Raw genomic sequence first — 22,459 nt, 5'->3', positions numbered from 1 at the left:
CATCGCCGCCATCGGCGCGGCCCACCGGCCCTATGGCACCACCGGCTTCCTGCCGACCCTGATCAGCGACGACCTCGAGGTCGTCGATGCCGCCATGCGCGCCACCGAAGACGCCATCGAGCAGGGCGTGCCCGGGGTGCTGGGCGTCCACATCGAGGGCCCGTTCCTCAACGAGCAGCGCAAGGGCATCCACGACGCCGGCAAGTTCCGCGTCCTCGACGATGCGGCAATCGCCCTGCTGTCGTCGCTCAAGCGCGGCAAGGCCCTGGTCACCCTGGCGCCCGAAACCACCACGCCCGACATGATCGCCCGCCTGGCCAAGGCCGGGGTGGTGGTCGCGGCCGGCCACACCAACGCAGCTTACGAGACCGTCAGCGCCGCCCTCGACGCCGGCCTGACCGGCTTCACCCACCTCTTCAACGCCATGTCGCCCCTGACCAGCCGCGCCCCGGGCGCGGTCGGCGCTGCCCTGGAGAGCCAGTCGGCCTGGTGCGGCATCATCGTCGACGGCCGCCATGTCGATCCGGCCACGCTGCGCATAGCGCTGCGCACCCGGCCGCTGGACCGCTTCATGCTGGTCACCGACGCCATGCCCACCGTCGGCATGAGCGACAAGCGCTTCGTCCTGCAAGGCCAGCCGATCACCGTCGAGGACGGCGTCTGCGTCGGCCCCGGCGGCACCCTGGCCGGCTCCGACCTCGACATGATCGGCGCCGTCCGCAACGCGGTGGAGATGCTGGGCCTGTCGCTGGAAGACGCGGTGATGACCGCCTCGGCCGCTCCAGCCGCGTTCCTGGGCCTCTCGGCCACGCGCGGCGCCATCGCCCCCGGCCAGGCCGCCGACCTCGTGCTGCTCGATGACGAGCGCAATGTCGTTCGCACCTGGATCGACGGGCGAGGGTAGCCCCGCCCCTCCTCCGAGCATCCCCGCGAAGGCGGGGATCCAAGCCGAGTCCGCATGTGACCCACGGCCTCGCCCCACCTGAAAGTCAGCTTGGATCCCCGCCTTCGCGGGGATCTTGCGGGTGGGGGTCAGGGACGAAAGCTCCACAACCCCGCCCCAGCATCGCCAAAGATTACCAACCGTAGCGTCGCCGACGTCGGCCCGCAAAACCCCGCCCATCAAATCACCAGCATGTGCGCGAGCACGTAAGCGGGCCGCCGTGGCGGTCGTTCTGGGACGCTGGGGCTTTTGGGTCTGGAGACCACCACCGCGACACGGCCGAGCGTCGACGCCGGGCAAGGCCGCCGGACGTGAGCTCCTACGTCACCTCGCTGAGCGCCGCCCAGGTCTCGGCCCTGACCACCACCGCGGTCTCGGCGCTGACCAAGGCCGACATCTCGGCCCTGACGACCGACCAGATCCAGGCCTTCACGGTCGAAGAGATCCAGGCGCTCTCGTCGACCCAGATCACCTATCTGTCGACCAAGCAGGTCGCAGCCCTCACCACGACCCAGATCTCGGCCCTGTCGGCCGGGCAGATGTCGTTCAGCGCCGCCCAGCTGTCGGTGCTGATCGACGACCAGATCGAGGCCTTCGGCGTCGACGAGATCGCCGCCCTCACCACCCAGCAGATGAAGGGCTTCACCGCCGCCGAGATCGGCGAGCTGACCAGCGCCCAGTTCGCGGTGCTGTCGCCGACCCAGCTCAGCGCCCTGACCACCACCCAGATCAAGGGGCTGACCGAGGATCAGGTCTCGTCCCTGACCACCACCCAGCTGTCGGGCCTGACCGCCACCCAGCTGGGCGCCATGACCGTCACCCAGGTCGGGGCCCTGACGACGACCTCGATCGCGACCCTGACCACCACCCAGGTCAAGGGGCTGACGGCGACCGAGCTGAGCGCCCTGTCGACCGAACAGCTGGCCGTGCTGAGCACCAGCCAGATCGCCGTGCTCAGCACCAAGCAGGTGCGCGGCCTGACCGTGACCGAGATCGTCGCCCTCAGCATCGACCAGCTGGGCGCCCTGACCTCGACCCAGGTCGGCGCCCTGACCGTCACCCAGATCGACGCCCTGACCACCACCGAGGTCGCGGCCCTGACCATCACCCAGATGGACGGGATGACGGTCACCGAGATCGCCGCCCTCGACGCCGAGCAGATCGCCGCCCTCAGCATCACCCAGATCGACGAGCTGTCGAAGACCCAGATCAAGGGGCTGACGGCCACGGCCCTGTCGGGCCTGACCTCCGACCAGGCCTCGGCCCTGACGGCGACCCAGCTGGGCAACCTGACCACCACCCAGGTCAAGGGCCTGTCCGAGGCCTTCGTCTCGGCCCTGACCACGACCCAGCTGCGCGGCTTCACCTCCACCGAACTGGCGGCGCTGAAGGTCACCCAGATCGAGGCCCTGAGCGTCGAGCAGCTGCAATCGCTGACCACGACCCAGATCCGCGGCCTGACGGCGACCTCGCTACAAGCGCTGAACGCCACCCAGTTCGGCGCGCTGAGCGCCACCCAGATCGGCGCCCTGACGGCCACCCAGATCAAGGGCCTCAGCACCACCGAGATCGCCGGGCTCAGCGACGCCCAGCTTGCGGGCCTGACCGCGACCCAGGTTGTGTCGATGACCACGACCCAGGTCTCGGCCCTGTCGGCCGGCGAGATCAACAGCCTGACGACCTCGCAGCGGGCCGCCCTCAGCTACACCCAGGTGGCGGCGATCAGCGTCGACGAGATCGACGACCTGTCGACCACCGTCATCGCCGCCTTCACCACCACCCAGCTCAAGGGCCTGACCAAGACCGAGGCGGCGGCCCTGACCGTCGACCAGGTGTCGAGCCTGTCGTCCAAGCAGCTGTCGGCCCTGACCACCACGGCGACGGCGGCCCTCACCGAGGACCAGATCGGCGCCCTGACCACCACCCAGGCGGCCGGCCTCACCTCGACCCAGATCGGGGCCCTGACCAGCACCGAGATCGGCGCCCTGTCGGCGACCGTGCTGGCGGCGCTGAGCGCCACCCAGATCAAGGGCCTGACCGCCACGGCGATCGCCGGCCTGGACGCCGACACCCAGCTGGCCGCCCTGACCGCCACCCAGACCGCGGCCCTGACGACCACGGCGCTGGCCGGCCTGACCAGCGACCAGGTCTCGTCCCTGACGACCACCCAGCTCGACGCCTTCAATTCCTCCCAGATCAACGCCCTGTCGACCACCGCCCTGGCCGGCCTGACGGCGACGCAGGTCACCAGCCTCAGCACCACCCAGCTGAAGGGCCTGACGGCGACCGACATCGGCAAGCTGTCGACCACCCAGGTCGAAGCGCTGAGCGCCACCCAGATGGCCAGCTTGACGACGACACAGCTGGGGGGCCTGACAACGACGGAGATCGCCGCCCTCAGCGGAACCCAGCTGTCGGCGCTCAGCACCACCCAGTTCGCCGCCCTGTCCTCGACCGGCATCTCGGGCCTGACCGAGGACCAGATCGGGTCGCTGACCAACACCCAGCTGTCGGCCCTGACCTCGACCCAGATCAAGGGGCTGACCACCACCCAGCTGGACAGCCTGTCGACCACCGCCGTCGCCGGCCTCACCGCCACCCAGCTGTCGGGCCTGACCAAGACCCAGATCGGCGCCCTCTCGACCGACCAGGTCGCGGCCCTGACGACCGGCCAGCTGGCCTCGCTGACCACCACGGCGATCTCGGGCCTGACCTCGACCCAGGTCGGTGCCCTGACGGCGACCCAGGCCGCGTCCCTGACCTCGACCCAGCTGGCGGCCCTGACCACCACCGCCGTCGAGGGCCTGACCGCCGCCGAGATCGCCGGCCTATCGACGACGCAGCTCTCGGGCCTGACCGCCACCCAGATCGGCGCGCTCTCGACCGACCAGGTCCGCGCCCTGACCACCACCGAGGTCGCCGCCCTGTCGACGGGCCAGGTCGCCGGCCTGACCAGGACCGAGGTCGCGGCCCTCACCACCGCCCAGCTGGCGGCCATGAGCTCGACCCAGCTGAAGGCCCTGACCACCAGCGCCCTGACCGGCTTCACCGAGACCCAGATCGACGCCCTGACCACGACCCAGCTGGCCGGCCTGACCTCGACCCAGATCGGGGCGCTGACGGCCACCGAGATCGCCGAGCTCGACGTCGTCCAGCTGGCCTCTCTGAGCACGACCCAGGTCAAGGGCCTGACCACCACCCAGATGGGCGCCCTGACGGCCGAGCAGGTCGCGGGGCTGACCACCGCCGAGGTGGCGGTCCTGACCTCGACCCAGATCGGGGCGCTCAGCGACGACGCCGTGGCCGGTCTGACCGCCACCGAGATCGCCGGCCTGACGACCACCCAGGTCAAGGGTCTGAAGGCGACGCAGCTGGAAGCTCTGTCCACCGCCCAGCTGTCCAACCTCAGCGCCACGCAGATCGCCAACCTGACGGCCACGGCCATCGCCGGCCTCAGCGAGGACCAGATGGCCTCGCTGACCACGACCCAGCTGGCCGGGCTGACGACGACCCAGATCTCGGCCCTGACCACCGACGAGATCGGCGGCCTCGACGCCGCCGACCTGCAATCGCTGACCACCACACAGATCCGGGGCCTGACCGCCACCCAGATCGGCTCGCTCGATACGGGGACCCAGATCTCGGCCCTGTCCTCGACCCAGCTGTCGGTGCTGACCGCCACGGCCCTGGCCGGCCTGAACGAGGACCAGGTCTCGGCCCTGACGACGACCCAGCTGGCGGGCCTGACCTCGACCCAGATCGGGGCGCTGACGACAACGGCCCTGGCGGGCCTGGCCTCGACCCAGATCGCCGGCCTGACGACCACCCAGCTGTCGGGCCTGACGGCGACCGAGGTGGCCAATCTCGAGACCACCCAGCTGGCCGCGCTCAGCACCACCCAGTTCGCGGCGCTGTCGACCACCCAGCTGGCGGCCCTGACCGTCACCGAGATCGAATCCCTGAGCGGCGAGAAGCTGTCGGCCCTGAACGCCACCCAGCTCAGCTCGCTGTCGACCACCGGCATCGCCGGCCTCAGCGCCGAGCAGATCGCCGCCCTGACCACCACCCAGCTGACCACCCTGACGGGCACCCAGGTGGCGGCCCTGACCACCACCCAGATCGGCGGCCTGACGGTCACCGAGATGGGCGCCCTGACCACCACCCAGCTGCAAGCCCTGACCGCCACCCAGCTGGCGGCGCTGACCACGACGCAGCTGCGGGCCCTGACGACGGGCCAGATGAGCGCCCTGACGACGACCCAGCTGGGCGCCCTGACCTCGAACCAGGCCGCCAACCTGACCGCGACGCAGTTGGCGGGCTTCAACTCGACCCAGATCGCGGCCCTGTCGACCACCGCCGTGGCCGGCCTGACGACGACCGAGATCGCCTCCCTGACCACGACCCAGCTGCGCGGGCTGACCAGCGCCCAGGTCGCGGCCCTGACCACCAGCGAGATCGCCGCCATCACCACCACCGGCCTGGCGGCCATGACCACCACCCAGCTCCAGGGCCTGACCGCCGCCGAGGCCGAGGCCCTGACCACCGCCCAGATCGAGGCCCTGACCTCGACCCAGGTGGCGGCCCTGACGACGACGGCGATCTCGGGCCTGAGTTCGGAGCAGGTCGCGGCCCTCTCGACCACCCAGCTGCACCGCCTGAGCGCGACCCAGATCGCCGCGCTGGACACCGACGCCCTGGCCGGCCTGTCCGCCGCCGACATCGCGGTGCTGACCACCACCCAGGTCAAGGGCCTGACCGCCACCGAGCTGGGCGCCCTGACGACGACCCAGGTCGCGGCCTTCACCACCACCCAGGTCTCGGCCCTGACGGCGACGGCCCTGGCCGGCCTGCGCGACGACCAGCTGGCGGCCCTGTCGAGCAGCCAGCTGGCGGCCCTGACCTCGACCCAGGTCGCGGGCCTCACCACCACCGAGATCGGCGCCCTGTCGACCGACCAGATCGCCGCCCTGACCACCACCCAGATCGCCGGCCTGTCGACCACCCAGCTGGCGTCCCTGACCACCACCCAGCTGTCGGCCTTCAGCCCCGCCAGCATCGCCGCCCTGTCGACCACCCAGGTGGCGGCCCTGACCTCGACCGAGGTCGCCGCCCTGTCGGTCGATCAGCTCGGCGCCCTGACCGCCTCCCAGGTCTCGGCCCTGACGGCGACGGGGCTCAGCGGCCTGTCCTCGAGCCAGCTGGCGGCGCTGAGCACGACGCAGCTGGCCGCCCTCAGCTCGACCCAGATCTCGGGCCTGTCGACCAGCCTGATCAGCGCCCTGACCACGACCGAGATCGCCGCCCTCAGCTCGACCCAGCTGCGCGGCCTGACCGCCACCCAGGTCGGGGCCCTGACCCCCAGCCAGATCGCCGGCCTGACGACCACGGGCGTGGCGGCCCTGACCGCCACCCAGCTGTCGGGCCTGACCAAGACCGAAATGGCCGCCTTCTCGACCTCGCAGCTGGCGGCCCTGACCACGACCCAGGTCTCGGCCCTGACGACCACGGCGCTGTCGGGCCTGACCTCCGGCCAGCTCGGCGCGTTGACCACCACCCAGCTGCGGCGGCTGTCGGCGACCCAGATCGCCGCGCTCAATCCCGACGCCCTGGTCGGGCTGACGACCACTGAGGTCTCGTCCCTGACCACGACCCAGCTGGCGGGCCTGACCAGCACGGAGACCGCCGCACTCACCACCACCCAGGTCGGGGCCCTGACCTCGACCCAGCTGGCGGCGCTGTCGACCACCGCCATCGCCGGCCTGACGGGCGACCAGATCGCGGCCCTGACGACGACCCAGCTGTCGGGCCTGACCAGCACTCTTGTCCGCGCCCTTTCCACGGCCGAGGTCGCCGCCCTGACCACGGCCCAGGTGGCGGCGCTGTCGACCACCCAGGTCTCGGGCCTGACCGCCACCCAGGTCGGCGCGATGGAGGGCGAGGACGTCGCCTCCCTGACCGCCGCCCAGCTGGCCGCCCTGACCACCACCCAGTTGGCCGGCCTCGGCGCGGCGGGAGCCTCGTCGCTCAGCGTCACCCAGATCGACGATCTGGCCTCGACCCAGGTGGCGGCCCTGTCGACCACCGCCGTCGCGGCCCTTACGGCCACTCAGGTCGCCAGCCTCAGCACCACCCAGATCGACGGCCTGACCGCGACCCAGATGGGCGCGCTGAGCGCCGCCCAGATCGACGCCATGTCGTCCGAGCAAATCGCCGAGCTGACCACCACCCAGTTCAGCGGCCTGTCGGCGGCCGGGGTCGAGGCCCTGACCGCCGCCCACCTGGACTCCCTCACCACCAGCCAGATCGCCGCCCTGTCCCTGACCGGCGTCTCGGGCCTGACCGCCGACGAGGTGGCGCGCCTCACCACCACCCAGCTGTCGGCCCTCAGCTCGACCCAGATCGGCGCCCTGGCGGCCTCGGCGGTCAGCGGCTTCACCGAGACCCAGATCGCCGCCCTGACCCTGACCCAGCTGGGCGGGCTGACCACCACCCAGATCGGCGCCCTGACGGTGACCGACATCGGCGAGCTGACCACCACGGCCATCGCCGCCCTCAGCACCACCCAGCTCGGCGCCCTGGTGCGGATGCAACTGCGGGCCCTGACCACCACCCAGGTCTCGGCCCTGACCACCACCCAGCTGTCGTCGCTGAGCACCACCCAGGTCTCGAACCTGGCGGTGACCGAACTGCAGGCGCTCAGCGCCGCGCAGTTCGCGTCCCTGACCTCGACCCAGGTCGGGGCCCTGACCACGGTGCAGCTCGACAACCTGTCGGCTGTCGACATGGCGGCCCTGACCTACACCCAGATCTCGGGCCTCACGACGACCCAGGTCGCCACGCTGGGCACGACCTTCCTGGCCGGCCTGACCACCAGCCAGATCGGCGCCCTGAACGCCGAGCAGCTTTCCTACGTGACCACGACCCAGCTGGCCGCCCTCAGCGCCGCCCAGCAGGCGGCCGTGACCGCCGCCCAGCACTAGAGCCCAGATGCCCGACTCCGCCCCTGCAACACCCCTGGTCGCCCTGAGCGTGGTCGAGCTGATCAACGCCGCCGAAGGCGTGCGCCGCGCCCAGGGCCCGGCCGCGGCCGTGGCCCTCTACCAGGCCTGGATCGCCGCCAACGGCGACAACCCGCTGCTCTATGCGGTGCTGTTCAACTTCGCCGTCGTGCTGACCGACAGCGGCGACCTGGCCGGCGCCCGCAGCCAGCTGGAGCGGGCCGTGGTGGTCAATCCCGACTTCATCCCGACCTATATCAACCTCGGCCGGGTCTATGAGCGGATGGGCGCGGCCAACCTGGCCGTCCTGCAATGGACAGCCGCCACCGACAGGCTGGCCGCCGTCACCGGCGCGTCGATCGCCCACAAGACCACCGCCCTCAACCAGACCGCCCGGGTGCTGGAAGGCGCCAATCAAGACCAGCCGGCCCAGGCCATGCTGCGCCAGAGCCTGGAGCTTGACCCGCGCCAGCGCGAGGCGGTCCAGCACCTGCTGGCCCTGCGCCAGCGCCAGTGCGAATGGCCGATCATTGATCCCTGGGAGCGGATGGACGCCGAGACCCTGATGACCGGCATGTCGCCGCTGTCGCTGGCCGCCTATGCCGACGACCCGATGCTGCAGCTGGCGGCGGCCTGGAACTACAACCGCCTCGACGTCGGCGCACCGCCCGAGCTGATGGACCTCTCGGTCGCACTGGCCCGCGGCGACGACCAGCCCCTGCGGATAGGCTACCTGTCGTCGGACCTGCGCCACCACGCCATCGGCCACCTGACCGCCGAGATCTACGGCCTGCATGATCGCAGCAAGGTCGAGGTCTTCGCCTATTACTGCGGCCCCGAACTGACCGACCCGCTGCAGAAGCGGATCATGGGCGACGTCGACCACTGGGTGGCGATCAACCGCATGGACGACGCCACGGCCGCCCGCCGCATCGCCCAGGACGGCGTCCAGATCCTCGTCGACGTCAACGGCTACACCCGCGACGGCCGCACCAGGCTTTTGGCCATGCGGCCGGCCCCGGTGATCGTCAACTGGCTGGGCTTTCCCGGCACCACCGGCAGCCCCTACCACCACTACATCGTCGCCGATGACTTCATCATCCCGCCCGGCGACGAGGCCTTCTATTCGGAGCAGGTCCTGCGCCTGCCCTGCTACCAGCCCAACGATCGCAAGCGCCGCGTCTCGCCCTTCCCGCCGACCCGTCGCGAGGCCGGCCTGCCCGACGACGCGGTCGTCTATTGCAGCTTCAACGGCACGCAGAAGATCACCCCCTTCACCCTGGACCGCTGGTTCCAGGTGCTGGAGCGCGTGCCCAATTCCGTCCTCTGGCTGCTCAGCGGCTCTGACGACTCGCACGCCCGTCTCAAGGCCAGGGCGAGCGAGCGCGGCCTGTCGCCCGAGCGGCTGGTCTTCGCCGACAAGATGGCCAACCCCGAGCATCTGGCCCGCTACGTCCTGGCCGACGTCTTCCTCGACGCCCTGCCCTACGGCGCCCACACCACCGCCTCGGACGCCCTGTGGATGGGCGTGCCGATCGTCACCCTGGCCGGCCGCAGCTTCGCAGCGAGGGTCTGCGGCAGCATTCTCACCGCCGCCGGCCTGCCCGAGCTGGTCTGCGACAGCCCCGAGGCCTTCGTCGACACCGCCGTCGCCCTGGGCCTCGACGCCGATCGCCTGGCCGACCTCAAGACCCGGATTCTGGACCTGCGCGACGACAGCGTCCTCTTCGACACGCCCAAGCTCGTCGCCGCCCTGGAAGACCTCTACGCCGGCATGTGGCGCGACCTGCGCGAGGACCGCCTGCCGGTTCCCGACCTGTCCAACCTCGACGTCTATCTCGAGGTCGGCGCGACCCAGACCCACGACGCCTTCGACATGCTGGCCGTCGAGGACCATCGCGGCTGGTGGCGCGAGCGCCTGGCCCGCCGCCACGCCCACCGCCCGATCCCGGCCGACAAGCGTCTCTGGGAGGCTGATCGATGAGCAAGCGCGTCCTGGTCACCGGCGGGGCCGGCTTCCTCGGCTCCCACCTCTGCGAGGCCCTGCTGGCGCGGGGGCAGGAGGTGCTGTGCGTCGACAACTTCTTCACCGGCCGCCGCGCCAACATCGCCCACCTGCTGGGCCATCCGCGCTTCGAGCTGCTGCGCCACGACGTGACCTTCCCGCTCTATGTCGAGGTCGACGAGATCTACAATCTCGCCTGTCCGGCCAGCCCCCGGCACTACCAGCACGACCCGGTCCAGACGACCAAGACCAGCGTCATCGGCGCGATCAACATGCTGGGCCTGGCCAAGCGCACCAAGGCTCGGATCCTCCAGGCCTCGACCAGCGAGGTCTATGGCGACCCCGAGGTCCACCCCCAGGTCGAGGGCTACTGGGGCCGGGTCAATCCGATCGGCCCGCGCAGCTGCTACGACGAGGGCAAACGCTGCGCCGAGACCCTGTTCTTCGACTACCGCCGCCAGCACGGCCTCTCGATCAAGGTCATGCGCATCTTCAACACCTACGGCCCGCGCATGGACGTCGACGACGGCCGGGTGGTCAGCAACTTCGTGCTCCAGGCCCTGCGCGGCGAGGACATCACCCTCTATGGCGAGGGCGCCCAGACCCGCAGCTTCTGCTATGTCGACGATCTGGTCGCCGCGATGATCGCGTTGATGGCCACCGACGACGCCGTCACCGGCCCGATCAATGTCGGCAACCCGCACGAGCTCTCGATCCGCGACCTCGCCGAGCGCGTCATCGCCCTGACCGGCTCCCAGAGCCGCCTGATCCACCGCCCCATGCCCGCCGACGACCCCCGCCAGCGCCGCCCCGACATCACACAGGCCAAGGCCGCGCTCGGCTGGGCGCCGTCGACGGCCCTGGACGAAGGCCTGTCGCGGACGATTGCCTACTTCCGGGAGCTTCTGGCGAAGGAAGCGAGAACCGCTTAGCCCCTTCACGTCCCGTCCTCCCCCAATTGCAGACGGCGTCGCGAATACCTAAGCTGCCCGCGCAACCTGAGGAGGCGACCATCAGAGACATTGCCGTCCCCTGCTACACGGCCGGCGTCTTCATCGTGCCGTGGATCCTCGACGCGCTGGGCGCGCATCGGCTTGTTCGACTGCTCGTCGTGATGGCGCTCGTTGTCTGCGCCGTGGTCTTCGTGGTGCGCGATGTGCACGTGTACGTGCCGGCCAGCTACGGCGACCCCTTGTGCATAGGCCTCATCGTGGCGGCCGCGATCGGCGCGATCCGAAACATCGTGGATGCGGCGCGAAGTGAGCACCTCAAGCTGTGGGGCTAGCAGGCAGGAAGCGCCTCATCGGCGGCTTTTGCTAAGCTCCGTCCGTGGCGCTCGCGCCAACTTCCGAACCCGGCCATTGCGGACCTTCAGAAGGTGATCGATGATCGCAACATGGCCCCCTCGACACTGAGCATCAGGCCCGCCCTGCGGGCAGACATCCCGATGCTTCTTGACCTGTATGAGCATCTTATTCCGGGGGATGAGAGGCCCAGCCTCGATGAGGCCGCCAAGGTTCTCGAACGCTTTTTGTGCTATGATGGAAGCGCGATTTTTCTTGGTGAGACTGATGGACTGCTGGTGTCATCGTGCGCGCTTGTAGTCGTTCCAAATCTCACGCGCGGAGCCCGTCCCTATGGCTTGGTGGAGAATGTAGTCACGCACAGGGACTATAGGCAGCGGGGCTTTGGAAAAGAGATTCTGGACGCAGCTTCCGACGCGGCGTGGGACGCTGGTTGCTACAAGATCATGCTGATGACCGGATCGAAGAAACCTGACACGCAGGCCTTCTATCTCCGCGCTGGTTTCGAGCAGTCAAAAACTGGCTTTCAAAAGCGGTGTATTCCGGTTCGTGAGGAGAGTTGATCTGTAACGCAGCCTCTGCAACGGCTGCTTCCCACCCACAGCCGCCATTGGCCCCGTCCGCTCACCGCGACCTCGCCGGCGCCGGCCTTCCCCCGCCTCCAAACCGTCACCCTCCCGCAATCCCCGCGCAAACTTCACCAACCACAAGCGTCCGGACCTCCCAGCCGGACTCCGCCCATGCCCCGCCCCCACGCCCTGCTCCAGGACGGCCTGGCCGCCCATCGTGGCGGTGATCTGGCGAAGGCCGAGCACCTCTACCGCGCCGCCCTCTCCGCCGATCCGCAGCTCGATGACGCGGCCCACTATCTGGGCGTGGTGGCCCAGCAGAAGGGCGATCTCGTTGGCTCCGTCCAGCTGATCCGGGCGGCCCTGGCCAAGCGCCCCACCGCCACGGCTTGGTCGAACCTGGCCAACGCCCTGTGGCTGCAAGGCAAGCACGCCGAGGCCGAGCACGCCTGCCGCCAGGCCCTGGCGCTGGATCCCGACTGCGGCCCGGCCCTGCAGAACCTCGGCAACGTGCTGAAGGCGGCCAAGCGCTACGACGAGGCCGAGGCCGCCTACCGCCGCGCCCTGGCGCTGAGCCCCGGCCACCCGGACCTGCTGTCCAATCTCGGCGTCGTGCTCGGCGCGCTCGATCGTCCGGACGAGGCCCGCGCCCGCTTCGACCAGGCCCTGGCCGCCCGCCCCGGCTTCCCCGCCGCCCTGTTCAACCTGGCCAATCTGGAGGCGGCCTCCGCCGATCTGGCCACGGCCCTGGCCGCCTATGACCGCCTGCTGGCCGCCGCCCCCGCCCATGCCGAGGGCCACGCCGCCCGCGGCGCGGTGCTGCGCCGCCTCGGCCGCGGCGACGAGGCCGAAGCCGCCTACGCCGCCGCGCTCGCCGCCAAGCCGCACGAGGAAAAGCTGCACGGCATGCTGGCCGAGCTGCGGCTCGAGCTGAACCGGCTTGACGAGGCCGAGGCCGGGGTCCGCGCGGCCATGCAGCGCTTCCCCAGGTCGTCCGACCTCAACCGCATCCTGGCCCGCGCCCGCCGCATGCAGGACGACGGTCCCGGCGCCCTGGCCGCCATTGAGGCCGCCCTGGCCCTGGGCGCAAGCGGCGGTGAGATGCAGCTAGAGCTGGGCGCGGCCCGTCGCGCGGCCGGCGACCACGACGGGGCCATCGCCGCCTATGTCCGGGCGGTGCGCGAAAAGCCCGACCTGGCGGTGGCCTACGCCAATCTCGGCGGCCTGCTGCACGAGGAGGGCCGCTCGGACGAGGCCGTCCGTCCGCTGCTCGACGGGCTGAAGGTCGATCCCTGCCTGTCCGAGCTGCACGTCAATCTGGGCGGCGTGCGGCTGTCGCAGAGCCGCTTCGCCGACGCCCTGGCCTCGTTCCGCGCCGCCTTGGCGATCAAGCCGGACTCGTCCGAGGCCGTGTTCGGCGTCGCCGTCGCCAGCATGCATATGGGCGAGCTCGACGCCGCCATCGCCGGCTACGAGGCGGCCCTGGCCCTGAAGGAACTGCCCGAGGCCCGCTGGATGCTGGGCCTGGCCCTGCTCAAGCGCGGCGACTACGCCCGCGGCTTCCGCGAGCACGAGAGCCGCCTGCTGATCCGCGCCAAGAAGAAGATCGCCCGCGACTTCCCCCAGCCGCGCTGGACCGGCCAGCCCCTGGCCGGCAAGACCCTGCTGGTCCACTCCGAACAGGGCCTGGGCGACACCCTGCAATGCCTGCGCTTCGTGCCCCAGGTCGCCGCCCTCGGCGCGCGGGTTCTCTTGCAGGTGCAGGAGGCCCTGCTGCCGCTGCTGGCCGGCCTCGACGGCCCGTTCGAGGCCTTCGGCCCGCACGACGTCCCGCCGGCCTGCGACTATCACTGCCCGATGTTCAGCCTGCCGACGGGCCTGGCCACGACGCTGGACACCCTGCCCGGCGCAAGCGGCTACCTGAAGGCCGATCCGGCCCTGGCCGCGACCTGGGCCGACCGCCTGAAGGACATCCCCGGCCTCAAGGTCGGCGTCGTCTGGCAAGGCAATCCCCGCGCCGACGTCGAGCGCGGCCGCTCCTTCCCGGTGCGCGCCCTCGCCCCGCTGGCCGCCGTGCCCGGCGTCACCCTGATCAGCCTGCAGAAGGACCACGGCCTCGACCAGCTCGACGCCCTGCCTTCGGGCATGAGCGTACGCAGCCTCGGCTTCGACTACGAGGCCGGCGACTTCGCCGACACCGCCGCCATCCTGGCCAATCTCGACCTGCTGGTGACCTGCGACACCTCGGTCGCCCACCTCTCCGGCGCCCTGGGCCGCCCGACCTGGATCGCCGTCAACGCCGTCGCCGACTGGCGCTGGCTCACCGACCGCGCCGACAGCCCCTGGTACGACGGCGTCCGCGTCTTCCGCCAGGCCGAGCGCGGCGACTGGGACAGCGTGGCGGCGGCGATGGCCGAAGCCGCCAGGGCCAAGACCCTCTCTCTTTGAGAGAGGGAGGGGCCCGCGCCGAAGGCGTGGGAGGGTGAGAGGTTACGCCGTCGGTCGGAGGACAGGGAAACTTGCCCCCACCCCATTTGGAATGTCATCGCCCGCTTCATGCGGGCGACCCAAGCTGAAGTCGCCAAGTCCTGACGGGGCGCTTGGGTCGCCCGGACAAGCCGGGCGATGACTTCATCTAAAATCGCAGATTCAACGGAGCAATTCGCTCGAGATCGCCCGCGATATCCCAGCCCCGCCCTATCTGGACAGGCTGAAACCTCTCACCCTCCCACCGCCTGCGGCGGCGGGCCCCTCCCTCTCTCTCAGAGAGAGGGACCACACACCTAGAACATCGCCCGGCCGCTGAAGGTCAGCTTGTAGGCCTTCTGGTGGCGGGTCGCCTCGACCCCGCCCTTCATGGCGAAGTAGGACAGCGCCGAGCCGGTCTTGACGCCAAGGTCCAGCGTCACCGCGCCCTGGCGGTCGTCGATCGAGCTGATCGTGAAGCTGGAGCCGCCGCCGGTGAAGGCCGCCACGGTCTCGCCGAGATCGCCGGCCACGGTCTGGCGGTAGCCGACCCGGACCTCCGGCTCCCACCACACCCCGTCGGCGCTGGTGAAGCGCTTGCCGACCGCGACGCCGAGATTGGCCGACAGGTTGCTGAACGAGCGGGCCTGGATGATCTGGTCGAAGCCGTCGCCGCCGCCGTACTGCTCCTGCTTGCTCTCGTACATGTAGTTGTAGTCGAGCCGGGCCTCGGGCTTGACGAAGGCCGCGCCGATGTCCTGGCGATAGGCGACGCCGCCGAAGGCGTAGCCGGTCAGGGCGTACCAGTCCGAGCGGTTCTTGATGATGACGTCGGCCACGTCGTCGTCGTCGACATCCTCGGAGATCAGCACCCGCCGGCCGTCGAAGCGTCCGCCGCCGCCGCCGCCGCCCAGGTTGAAGCGCCAGCCGCCGGCCGAACGCCGCCAGTAGAGGCCCGCCTGGCCGAACAGGCCGCTGTTCTGCTCGCCGACCTTGGCGGCGGTGTCCTTGGATTCCAGGCTGACCAGCGACAGGGTCGCGCCCAGCGCCCCGCCCGCGTCGCCCATGGCCTCGTAGCCGGCCACGAAGCCGACCGCATAGGTGTCCGAGCCCATGGTGTCGCCGTCGTCGATGCGCACAAGGGCGTTGACCTCCTGCACCCAGACGCTGTCGGGGCCGTAGCGGTCGCCGACGTCGGGACGCTCGGCCGTGGCCTCGCCGATCTGCTGGTTGATCGAGGTCAGGGCGCGGAACGCCCCCACTCCGGTGTCGGGCAGCATCTGGTCGTAGAGGTTATAGAAGCCGTCGCGCGTGTACTGGTTCAGGAAGGCGCTGGCGATCGTCGAGTCCTGGCCCAGGGCCGCGAACACCGAGTCGTAGGCCGAGGCCTGGCCGCTGCTCATGCCCGCTTCCGAGGCCGTGCGGCGGCGCACGTCCAGATAGACGCTGTTGTCTTCGGCATAGGCGCTGGCGACATACAGATAGGGCGCCTGCGAGACGCTGCTGGACAGGGTTCCGGCGGTCAGGGTGTCGGCGGTCAGCACCGTATAGGTGGTCGGCGCGGTCAGCAGGCTGGTCAGGCGCACGCCGATGGTCGCGCCGCTGGCGATGGTCGCCGTGCCGACGGTAAACGAGGTCGACGCCCCCGTCGTCGGATTGGCGGTGATGAATAGGAACGAGTCCGAGCCCAGGTTCAGGCTCTTGACGGCGATGGTGTCGGTGTTGGTCACCGTCAGTCGGCCGGAGCCGATGGTCAGCGAACCCAGGCCGTCGGTGTCGTAGAGCGCGCCATAGGCCGTCGCCCCGCCGTCGATGTTGAGCACGTCGTCGCCGTCGCCGAACGAGATCGCCCCGATCAGATAGCCCGACAGCAGGTTCAGGGTGTCGTCGCCCGAGCCGAACAGCACGTCGCCGTAGATGTAGGGCGTGATGGTCGTCGCCGTGCTCGTGCTCAGGGTCACCGACTCGGTGCCAGCCACCGAGCCGCTGTTCGAGGTCGCCGCCGTCTGGGTCAGGGTCACGCCGGTGGTGTTGGCCGTCAGGTCGAAGGCGACGGCCGAGCCGGTCGCCGTGGTCGTCACCGTGTCGCCCGCCGTGGTCAGGCTCGGGGCCACGATGGCGGCGTAGATGTGGCCGCTGTTGGTGATCGAGGTCAGGGTCCCCGACTTGTCGACCACCGCCACGGCGTCGCCGCTCTCGCCCGTGCGGGTGACGGCGATCGTGCCGACATTGTTGAGGCTGGTCAGGGTGGCGCCCGCATCGACCACCAGGCCGTAAGCCGTCGCCGTCGCGCCGGACTCCGCGTAGGAATACGAGCTGCTGCTTATGGTGCCGCGGTTGAACAGCGTCGCCACGTCGGCGCCCGAGGTCAGGTGGATCGCCGTGGCGTCGGCCTCGTAGCTCGAGGCCCCGATCGAGCCGTCCAGGCGCATGCCGCCGGTCAGGGTCGTGGCGTAGCCGGCGTCGCCGCCGATCTGCAGCGCCGTCGCCGTCACCCCGTCATAGATGCCCGTGGCGGAGATCGAGCCCTTGATGATCAGGGCGTAGCCGTCGGCGTCCGTGCCGACCGCGCCGATGGTGATGTCCTGGGTGTCCGAGCCGATCAGCAGGGCCGGCGCCTCGCCGATCACCGAGATCGAGCCGGTGCCGGTCGAGGAATAGCTGGTGGTCACCGTCGTGGTCGTGGTGCCGTCGACGGTGACGGTGCTGTCCGAGCCGGTCAGGATGATGCCGCCGGCGACGTCGGCCGAGACCTCCACTGCCGAGCCGCTTTCCAGCAGATTGTCGCTGTAGGAGACGATCTTGGCCAGGGTCGAGGTGGCGCTGGCGCGGCTGCTGTAGCGATAGCCGGTGGCGCTGACGCTGCCCTCGATCGACAGGGCGCCGCCGATGGCGCTGTCCACCGCCAGGCCCACCGAATTTTCGCCGATGACGCTGATCGAGCCTGATTGGGTGACGTCGCCGCTGACCCCGCCGGAAATCTTGATGCCGGTGCTGTCGTCGCCGGTGATGGCGATCGAGCCGCTGTTGATCAGGTTCCCGATCAGCGGCGATTCCAGCAGGATGCCGTAGGAGTCGTTGCCCTCGATGGTGATCGAGCCGCTGTTGGTGACGTCGCCGGTGAAGGCGTCGGTTCCCTTCAGATAGATGCCGTAACGCCCCGAGCCCTCGGCGAAGGCGCCATGCACGATGCTCGAGGTGGTGGTGGCCGAATAGTCCTCGGTCAGCGAGATCGAGCCGTCGTTGATCACCGTGCCGGTGTTGCCGCCCAGCACGAGAACGCCGATCGAGTCCGAGACGTCCTCGGAGATCAGGCTGCCGTTGTTGGTGACGCTGTTGCTGCTGTCGAGCGTCACGATCGCGCCCGAGGTCGACAGGGTGATCGCCCCCGCCGTGGTGATCTTGACGTCGTCGGCCGTGCCGTCGCTGGCCGTCGAGGTGGCGATCGGCGTGGTGCGGGAGTCGCTGCTGACCGTCTTCTCGGCATGCGCCATGGTCGCGATCGCAAGCAGCGGCGCGGTCGCCACGGTCGCGATCAAGGTCAGTCTCTTCATGACGCACTCCTGTTGAGGGCGTCGATAGGGACCGTGTGCAGCGAGACGATGGCCCCAGATTTGCGGCGAAGCTACGAGAACTGCGTTCTCTGCAAGCATCGCCCGGATGCTGCAAGACTCGGTCATGAGCGCGCCATCTGGCGGGCTTTTCTTGCGGCGCTCGCGCCCCGGACCTCCCCCCGCCGACGGCGCGTCCCATCAACAGCCGGCGAAGATGGAGAGCGTCCGATGTCGACCCGCCTGGACCTGAAGTGCGAGGCCTGCGGCGGCCCCGCCGTCCTGACCCTCAAGCAGGACGTGCTGGACCTGCTCAGCAGCAAGGTCTCCGTCGACAAGCCCTGCCCCGCCTGCGGCGGCGCCCTCAGCTCGCCCGGCGGCTACTATCGCAAGAACGACGAAGGCGTGCTGGTGCGCCTGTCCGCGTATGCCCCGCCGTCGGCGGCGATCAACTGAGGCTTCGTCAGGTCTAAAAACACCCAAAGCCCGTCATCCCGGGCGGAGGCGCGCAGCGCCGCAGAGCCGGGACCCAGGGGACCGGGCTCGGCGGATCGCTCATCCGCCCTTCGCTAGCCGACGCGCTGCGCCGGCCCCTGGGTCCCGGCTCTCCGCTGCGCTACGGCCGGGATGACGAGCGATTGTGCATAGAAAAAGGGAGCGCCCTCGCGGACGCTCCCCTTCAGGTCTCCACCAATTAAGGCCGAGCCCTACTTCCCGGCCTTGGTCGCGGCGATGTAGTCGTCGACCACGCGGTCCAGCACGGTCAGCGGGGTCATGCCCGACAGCAGGCCCGCGTCGTGGAACTTCTTGATGTCGAACTTCTTGCCCAGTTCCTTCTTGGCGCGCTCGCGGGCCCGCAGCCAGGTGATCTTGCCCAGCATGTACGAGCAGGCCTGGCCCGGCCACACGACGTAGCGTTCGATCTCGGTGATCGTGCCGCTTTCCTCGTCGCCCATGGTCTCGGCCATGTACTTGACGGCCTGTTCGCGGGTCCACTTCTTGTAGTGCATGCCGCTGTCGACCACGAGGCGGACGGCGCGGAACAGGGCATCGTGCAGCATGCCGATGTGGCCGCGCGGGTCGCCCTTGTAGATGCCCATCTCGACGGCCAGCTGCTCGGAATAGAGCGCCCAGCCCTCGGCGTAGCCCGAGAAGCCGATCACCTTGCGGATCATCGGCAGGCCCTGGGCCTCGTTCGACAGCGACAACTGCAGGTGGTGACCCGGGACGCCTTCGTGCACGGTCAGGGTGGTCAGGGTGTACTTGGCCTGCTCCTTGGTGTCGCGCAGGTTGATCCAGTAGATCCCCGGGCGCTTGCCGTCGAGCGAGGGCGAGTTGTAGTAGCCGCCCGGCGCTCCGGCCTCGATGGCCTTGGGCACGCGGCGGATTTCCAGCTCGGCCTTGGGCAGCGCGCCGAAATAGGCCGGCAGCTGCTTCTCGATCCACTTGGCCTTGACGTTCAGGTCGGCGATCAGCTGTTCCTTGGCCGCGTCGGTGTTCTCGTAGATGTCCTTGCCCAGCTCGGACATCCGCTCGCCGACCGTGCCCTTGCTCATGCCGATCGACTTGAACAGCTTGTCGGCCTCGACCGAGATCGACTTCACCAGGTCCAGGCCCAGCTGGTGGATGTCGTCGGGGCTCATGGTCGAGGTCGTGTAGTTCTTCAGCGACACGGCGTAGTAGTCGCCGCCGTCCTTCAGGCGCCACACGCCGGCGTCGTGGGTGGCCTTGGGGCGCACGCTCTCCAGCAGGGCGATCTGGCGCTTCAGGGCCGGCAGCACCGAGTTCTCGTAGACCTTGCTGGCCTCGCCCGCCCAGTCGCCCTCGATCTTCTTTTCCTTGGTGCGGCGGGCCACCGACTTGACCAGCGGCGCGTCGGCCGTCGGCGTGTCGGCGAACGACTTCATCTGCACCAGGGTCTTGTCGATGACGAAGTCCGGCGGGATCACGCCGTCGGCATAGTCCTTCTTGGCGATCAGGGTCTCCTGATCCATCAGCCGGGCGAAGCCTTCCATGCGCTGCAGATAGGCGTCGGCGTCGGCCTTGGTCTCGATGCTGTGCTGGGTGTCGAGGAAGTCGGGCATCGACTGGTAGCTGCCCGTCAGCTGGCTCAGCACGTAGGGCGCGCCCGAACCGCCGCCGGCGTAGCTGAACTTGCGATTGCCCTCGTCCTGCACCGCCAGGGTGAACTCGACGGTGTCGTAGTTGACCGCGTCCATGCCGGTCAGGGCCTTGCGGTCGATGCCGCGCAGCTGCGCCAGCTGGGCGCTGGTCTGCACGACGCCCGCGCCGATCGCCTCGAACGAGCGGTCGGCCAGCAGGCCCTTGGTCCAGGCCAGGTCGCCGCTGTCGAGGCCAAGGCCGGTGGCCAGTTCGGGGGCCTGGCGCAGCAGCTTGGCCATGGCGTCGTCGAAGAAGGCGTTCAGCTTGGCGGCTTCGCCCGAGGCGGCGGCCGGCTGGGCGAAGCCCAGCGAGGGCGCGGCGGCGGCGGCGAGGCCCGCGGCCACGGTCGACAGCAGAAGTTCGCGGCGGTTTTGCAAGAGAGAGTCCCCTTCCCTGAAGCCCCTCCCCCAAGGGCGGGCTCGATCCTTACGTCCGGGCGGGATCGCCGCGTCCGGAACAGCTGGGGTGAAGGCGTAAATGTCCACGTCAGGTGGGGCAACCGGGGACGGATTAATTCCGTGTCATCAAGACACTGGAAGATCCGTCCCCACGTCGACCGATCAGCGGGCGCCCCAATCAGCGGGCGCCCTTGTACAGGCGCCACAGGGCCGCGCCGATCTGGCAGGCGAAGATCAGCCCGGCCACGAACATGCCGATGTGGAAGCCCAGTTCGACCACCCGCTGCAGCTGGGTCACGTCCTTGGCCGTCGAGGTCACCGGCGTCAGGGCGAACAGCGGCAGCGACTTCCACAGCAGGGTCGTCAGGATCATGCCGCCCACGGCCGTCGCCAGCTCGAACACCGCCCGCGCCCGCACCAGGCCCGGCTTGACCAGGGCGATCAGCGCGGCGACCAGGCTCAGCCCCGCCCAGGCCAGGATCGGCCAGTAGAGGCTGGCCCAGACCGGCGACGGGGTCAGGGCGATCGCGCCCTTCAGCGTCACGGCCCCGCTCAGGTCGACCTTCCACAGCCCCGTCCACCACAGGATGAACAGCGCCGTGGCGACCACCTCGAACAGGGCCTCGAAGCGCGCCTCGAACATCCCCTTCTTGCGGGTCAGCTGCGGCAGGTCGCGGACGTTCCAGTCGGTCAGGCCGGTCAGCGGCACCCAGCCGCGCTCGATGCCCGCGGCGACCAGGGTCACCAGCCCGGCCAGCATCAGCGCCGAGCGCGGGAAGTCGTGGGTCAGGGCGCCGATGACGCCCTCCAGCGCGTCGCCGCGGCCCAGCAGGGCGACCACCGCCGCCGGCACGACGGTGACGATCGCCGCCAGGGCCAGCGCCAGCTTCAGGGCGAAGACGTAGAACGGATACAGCGTCGGGCCGATCAGGCTTTGCTGCGGGCCATAGCGGCCGGCCACGGCCAGCGGATGGCCGAACGCCTTGAGCACCGCCTCGCGCTCCTTGTCGGTCAGGGGCCGGCCCAGGTCCTCCTCCTGTTCCTCGATGCGGTTCAGCAGGATGTCGCGCAGCTCGGCGACGATGTCCTCGCGCTGGGCTTTCGGCAGAAGGGCGCCCACGGCGCCGAGATAACGGTCGAGCAGGTCCATGACCTCGTCCCCTCAGATCAGGTTTTGCAGGGTGTCGTTGATGGCGCGCCACTCGGCGGCCAGGCGGGAAAGCACGGCCTCGCCCTCGGGCGACAGGCGGTAGAAGCGCTTCTTGCGCTTCTCTTCCTCGCGCCATTCGGAGGTCAGCAGGCCCTGCCCTTCCAGACGCCGCAGCATCGGGTAGAGCGCGCCTTCGTCGATCTCCAGCCCCACTTCCGAAAGGGCCTGGCGCAGGCTGTAGCCGTAGCGCTCGACCTTCAGCTGGGCCAGCACGGCCAGGATCAGCGTCCCGCGACGCAGCTCCTGGCGAAGGGATTCGAAGATGTCGGTATCGGTCGGCATGAGCCTTCCTGTCTTGGTGTGCGCCGCATGGTGTGCAGCACATAGTGTGCAATACACACTGTGTGTCACACAGTAATATCGTGTGCAACCGCCGTTCGCTGAATCTTTCGTAATGTGGCGGCCGTCGCGTAGACTGCCGCCATGCCTGCCCCCGACCTCCAGCGCTTCGTCGACGCCCAGGCGGCGACCTACGCGGCCGCCCTCGCCGAGCTGCGCGCCGGCCGCAAGCGCAGCCACTGGATGTGGTTCGTCTTCCCGCAGATCGCCGGCCTGGGCCGCAGCTCCACCGCCCAGTTCTATGCGATCGCCGATCTGGCCGAGGCCCGCGCCTATCTCGCCCACCCGTTGCTGGGCCCGCGCCTGATCGCCTGCATCGACGCCATCCTCGCCCTGGCCGGCGACGACGCCCACGCCGTGTTCGGTTCGCCCGACGACCTGAAGCTGCGCTCCAGCCTGACCCTGTTCGCCGCCGCCGCGCCGCAGGAGCCCCGCTTCCGCGCCGCCCTCGCCAAGTATTTCGCCGGCCAGGACGACCCGGCGACACTTGAGCGGTTGTAGGCCTCGCCTCCG

The 22,459-nt window shown here is 69.7% G+C and carries 13 protein-coding genes and 1 pseudogene; 10 read left to right on the top strand and 4 right to left on the bottom strand.

Annotation, left to right across the window (positions count from 1 at the left end; genetic code table 11):
- The 7 genes from nagA to I4Q42_RS24475 form a co-directional block, all read left to right on the top strand.
- Positions 1-904 (top strand): N-acetylglucosamine-6-phosphate deacetylase (nagA, locus tag I4Q42_RS24505; RefSeq protein WP_198578724.1); only part of this gene is annotated, 904 nt, incomplete at its 5' end.
- Positions 905-1,254: 350 nt separating this feature from the next.
- Complete coding sequence (locus tag I4Q42_RS24500; RefSeq protein ID WP_198578723.1) at positions 1,255-7,923, top strand: beta strand repeat-containing protein; 6,669 nt, start codon at positions 1,255-1,257, stop codon at positions 7,921-7,923.
- 7 nt (positions 7,924-7,930) lie between these two features.
- The gene (locus I4Q42_RS26450) at positions 7,931-9,925 is read left to right on the top strand and encodes an O-linked N-acetylglucosamine transferase, SPINDLY family protein (protein ID WP_198578722.1); all 1,995 of its coding nucleotides are present in this window, start codon (positions 7,931-7,933) and stop codon (positions 9,923-9,925) included.
- Positions 9,922-10,878, top strand: a complete 957-nt coding sequence (locus I4Q42_RS24490; RefSeq protein ID WP_198578721.1) for a UDP-glucuronic acid decarboxylase family protein — start codon at positions 9,922-9,924, stop codon at positions 10,876-10,878. Before I4Q42_RS26450 ends, I4Q42_RS24490 begins: the two co-directional genes overlap by 4 nt.
- A gap of 125 nt (positions 10,879-11,003) precedes the next feature.
- On the top strand, positions 11,004-11,231 hold the full coding sequence (locus I4Q42_RS24485) for a hypothetical protein (RefSeq protein ID WP_198578720.1): 228 nt from the start codon (positions 11,004-11,006) through the stop codon (positions 11,229-11,231).
- Between the two features lie 93 nt (positions 11,232-11,324).
- On the top strand, positions 11,325-11,813 hold the full coding sequence (locus tag I4Q42_RS24480; protein WP_332873148.1) for a GNAT family N-acetyltransferase: 489 nt from the start codon (positions 11,325-11,327) through the stop codon (positions 11,811-11,813).
- Between the two features lie 177 nt (positions 11,814-11,990).
- Positions 11,991-14,267, top strand: a complete 2,277-nt coding sequence (locus I4Q42_RS24475; RefSeq protein WP_198578719.1) for a tetratricopeptide repeat protein — start codon at positions 11,991-11,993, stop codon at positions 14,265-14,267.
- Between the two features lie 335 nt (positions 14,268-14,602).
- On the opposite strand, the gene I4Q42_RS24470 is transcribed toward I4Q42_RS24475, so the two are convergent.
- Positions 14,603-17,839 (bottom strand): autotransporter outer membrane beta-barrel domain-containing protein, encoded by a 3,237-nt coding sequence (locus I4Q42_RS24470; RefSeq protein WP_198578718.1) that lies wholly within the window; start codon positions 17,837-17,839, stop codon positions 14,603-14,605.
- Between the two features lie 228 nt (positions 17,840-18,067).
- On the opposite strand from I4Q42_RS24470, the gene I4Q42_RS24465 reads away from it, so the two are divergent.
- Entirely contained in the window at positions 18,068-18,292 is a 225-nt protein-coding gene (locus tag I4Q42_RS24465; RefSeq protein ID WP_198578717.1) for a hypothetical protein, read from the top strand.
- A gap of 34 nt (positions 18,293-18,326) precedes the next feature.
- Positions 18,327-18,468, top strand: a pseudogene (locus I4Q42_RS26700) (hypothetical protein); the annotation flags it as partial.
- Between the two features lie 75 nt (positions 18,469-18,543).
- Here the strand turns inward: I4Q42_RS26700 and I4Q42_RS24460 are convergent.
- The 3 genes from I4Q42_RS24460 to I4Q42_RS24450 form a co-directional block, all read right to left on the bottom strand.
- Positions 18,544-20,376 (bottom strand): DUF885 domain-containing protein, encoded by a 1,833-nt coding sequence (locus I4Q42_RS24460; protein ID WP_198578716.1) that lies wholly within the window; start codon positions 20,374-20,376, stop codon positions 18,544-18,546.
- A 199-nt stretch (positions 20,377-20,575) separates the two neighbouring features.
- On the bottom strand, positions 20,576-21,547 hold the full coding sequence (locus I4Q42_RS24455) for a hypothetical protein (protein ID WP_198578715.1): 972 nt from the start codon (positions 21,545-21,547) through the stop codon (positions 20,576-20,578).
- 12 nt (positions 21,548-21,559) lie between these two features.
- Entirely contained in the window at positions 21,560-21,889 is a 330-nt protein-coding gene (locus I4Q42_RS24450) for a PadR family transcriptional regulator (RefSeq protein WP_198578714.1), read from the bottom strand.
- Positions 21,890-22,030: 141 nt separating this feature from the next.
- On the opposite strand from I4Q42_RS24450, the gene I4Q42_RS24445 reads away from it, so the two are divergent.
- A complete protein-coding gene (locus tag I4Q42_RS24445) occupies positions 22,031-22,447 on the top strand; it encodes a DUF1810 domain-containing protein (RefSeq protein ID WP_198578713.1) in 417 nt (138 codons plus the stop codon).
- Positions 22,448-22,459 lie beyond the last annotated feature (12 nt).

The sequence above is a fragment of the Caulobacter hibisci genome, from assembly GCF_016135805.1.
GTDB lineage: Bacteria > Pseudomonadota > Alphaproteobacteria > Caulobacterales > Caulobacteraceae > Caulobacter > Caulobacter hibisci.
The sequence above is the reverse complement of the archived record's forward strand: the minus strand, read 5'-3'. Positions and strand labels throughout refer to the sequence as shown.

What these genes read in the sequence shown, in the direction of transcription:
- I4Q42_RS24445 (WP_198578713.1), top strand. Translation starts at nt 22,031, where the DNA reads ATGCCTGCCCCCGACCTCCAGCGCTTCGTCGACGCCCAGGCGGCGACC.
- I4Q42_RS24465 (WP_198578717.1), top strand. Translation starts at nt 18,068, where the DNA reads ATGTCGACCCGCCTGGACCTGAAGTGCGAGGCCTGCGGCGGCCCCGCC.
- I4Q42_RS24490 (WP_198578721.1), top strand. Translation starts at nt 9,922, where the DNA reads ATGAGCAAGCGCGTCCTGGTCACCGGCGGGGCCGGCTTCCTCGGCTCC.
- I4Q42_RS26450 (WP_198578722.1), top strand. Translation starts at nt 7,931, where the DNA reads ATGCCCGACTCCGCCCCTGCAACACCCCTGGTCGCCCTGAGCGTGGTC.
- I4Q42_RS24455 (WP_198578715.1), bottom strand. Translation starts at nt 21,547, where the DNA reads ATGGACCTGCTCGACCGTTATCTCGGCGCCGTGGGCGCCCTTCTGCCG.
- I4Q42_RS24450 (WP_198578714.1), bottom strand. Translation starts at nt 21,889, where the DNA reads ATGCCGACCGATACCGACATCTTCGAATCCCTTCGCCAGGAGCTGCGT.
- I4Q42_RS24475 (WP_198578719.1), top strand. Translation starts at nt 11,991, where the DNA reads ATGCCCCGCCCCCACGCCCTGCTCCAGGACGGCCTGGCCGCCCATCGT.
- I4Q42_RS24470 (WP_198578718.1), bottom strand. Translation starts at nt 17,839, where the DNA reads ATGAAGAGACTGACCTTGATCGCGACCGTGGCGACCGCGCCGCTGCTT.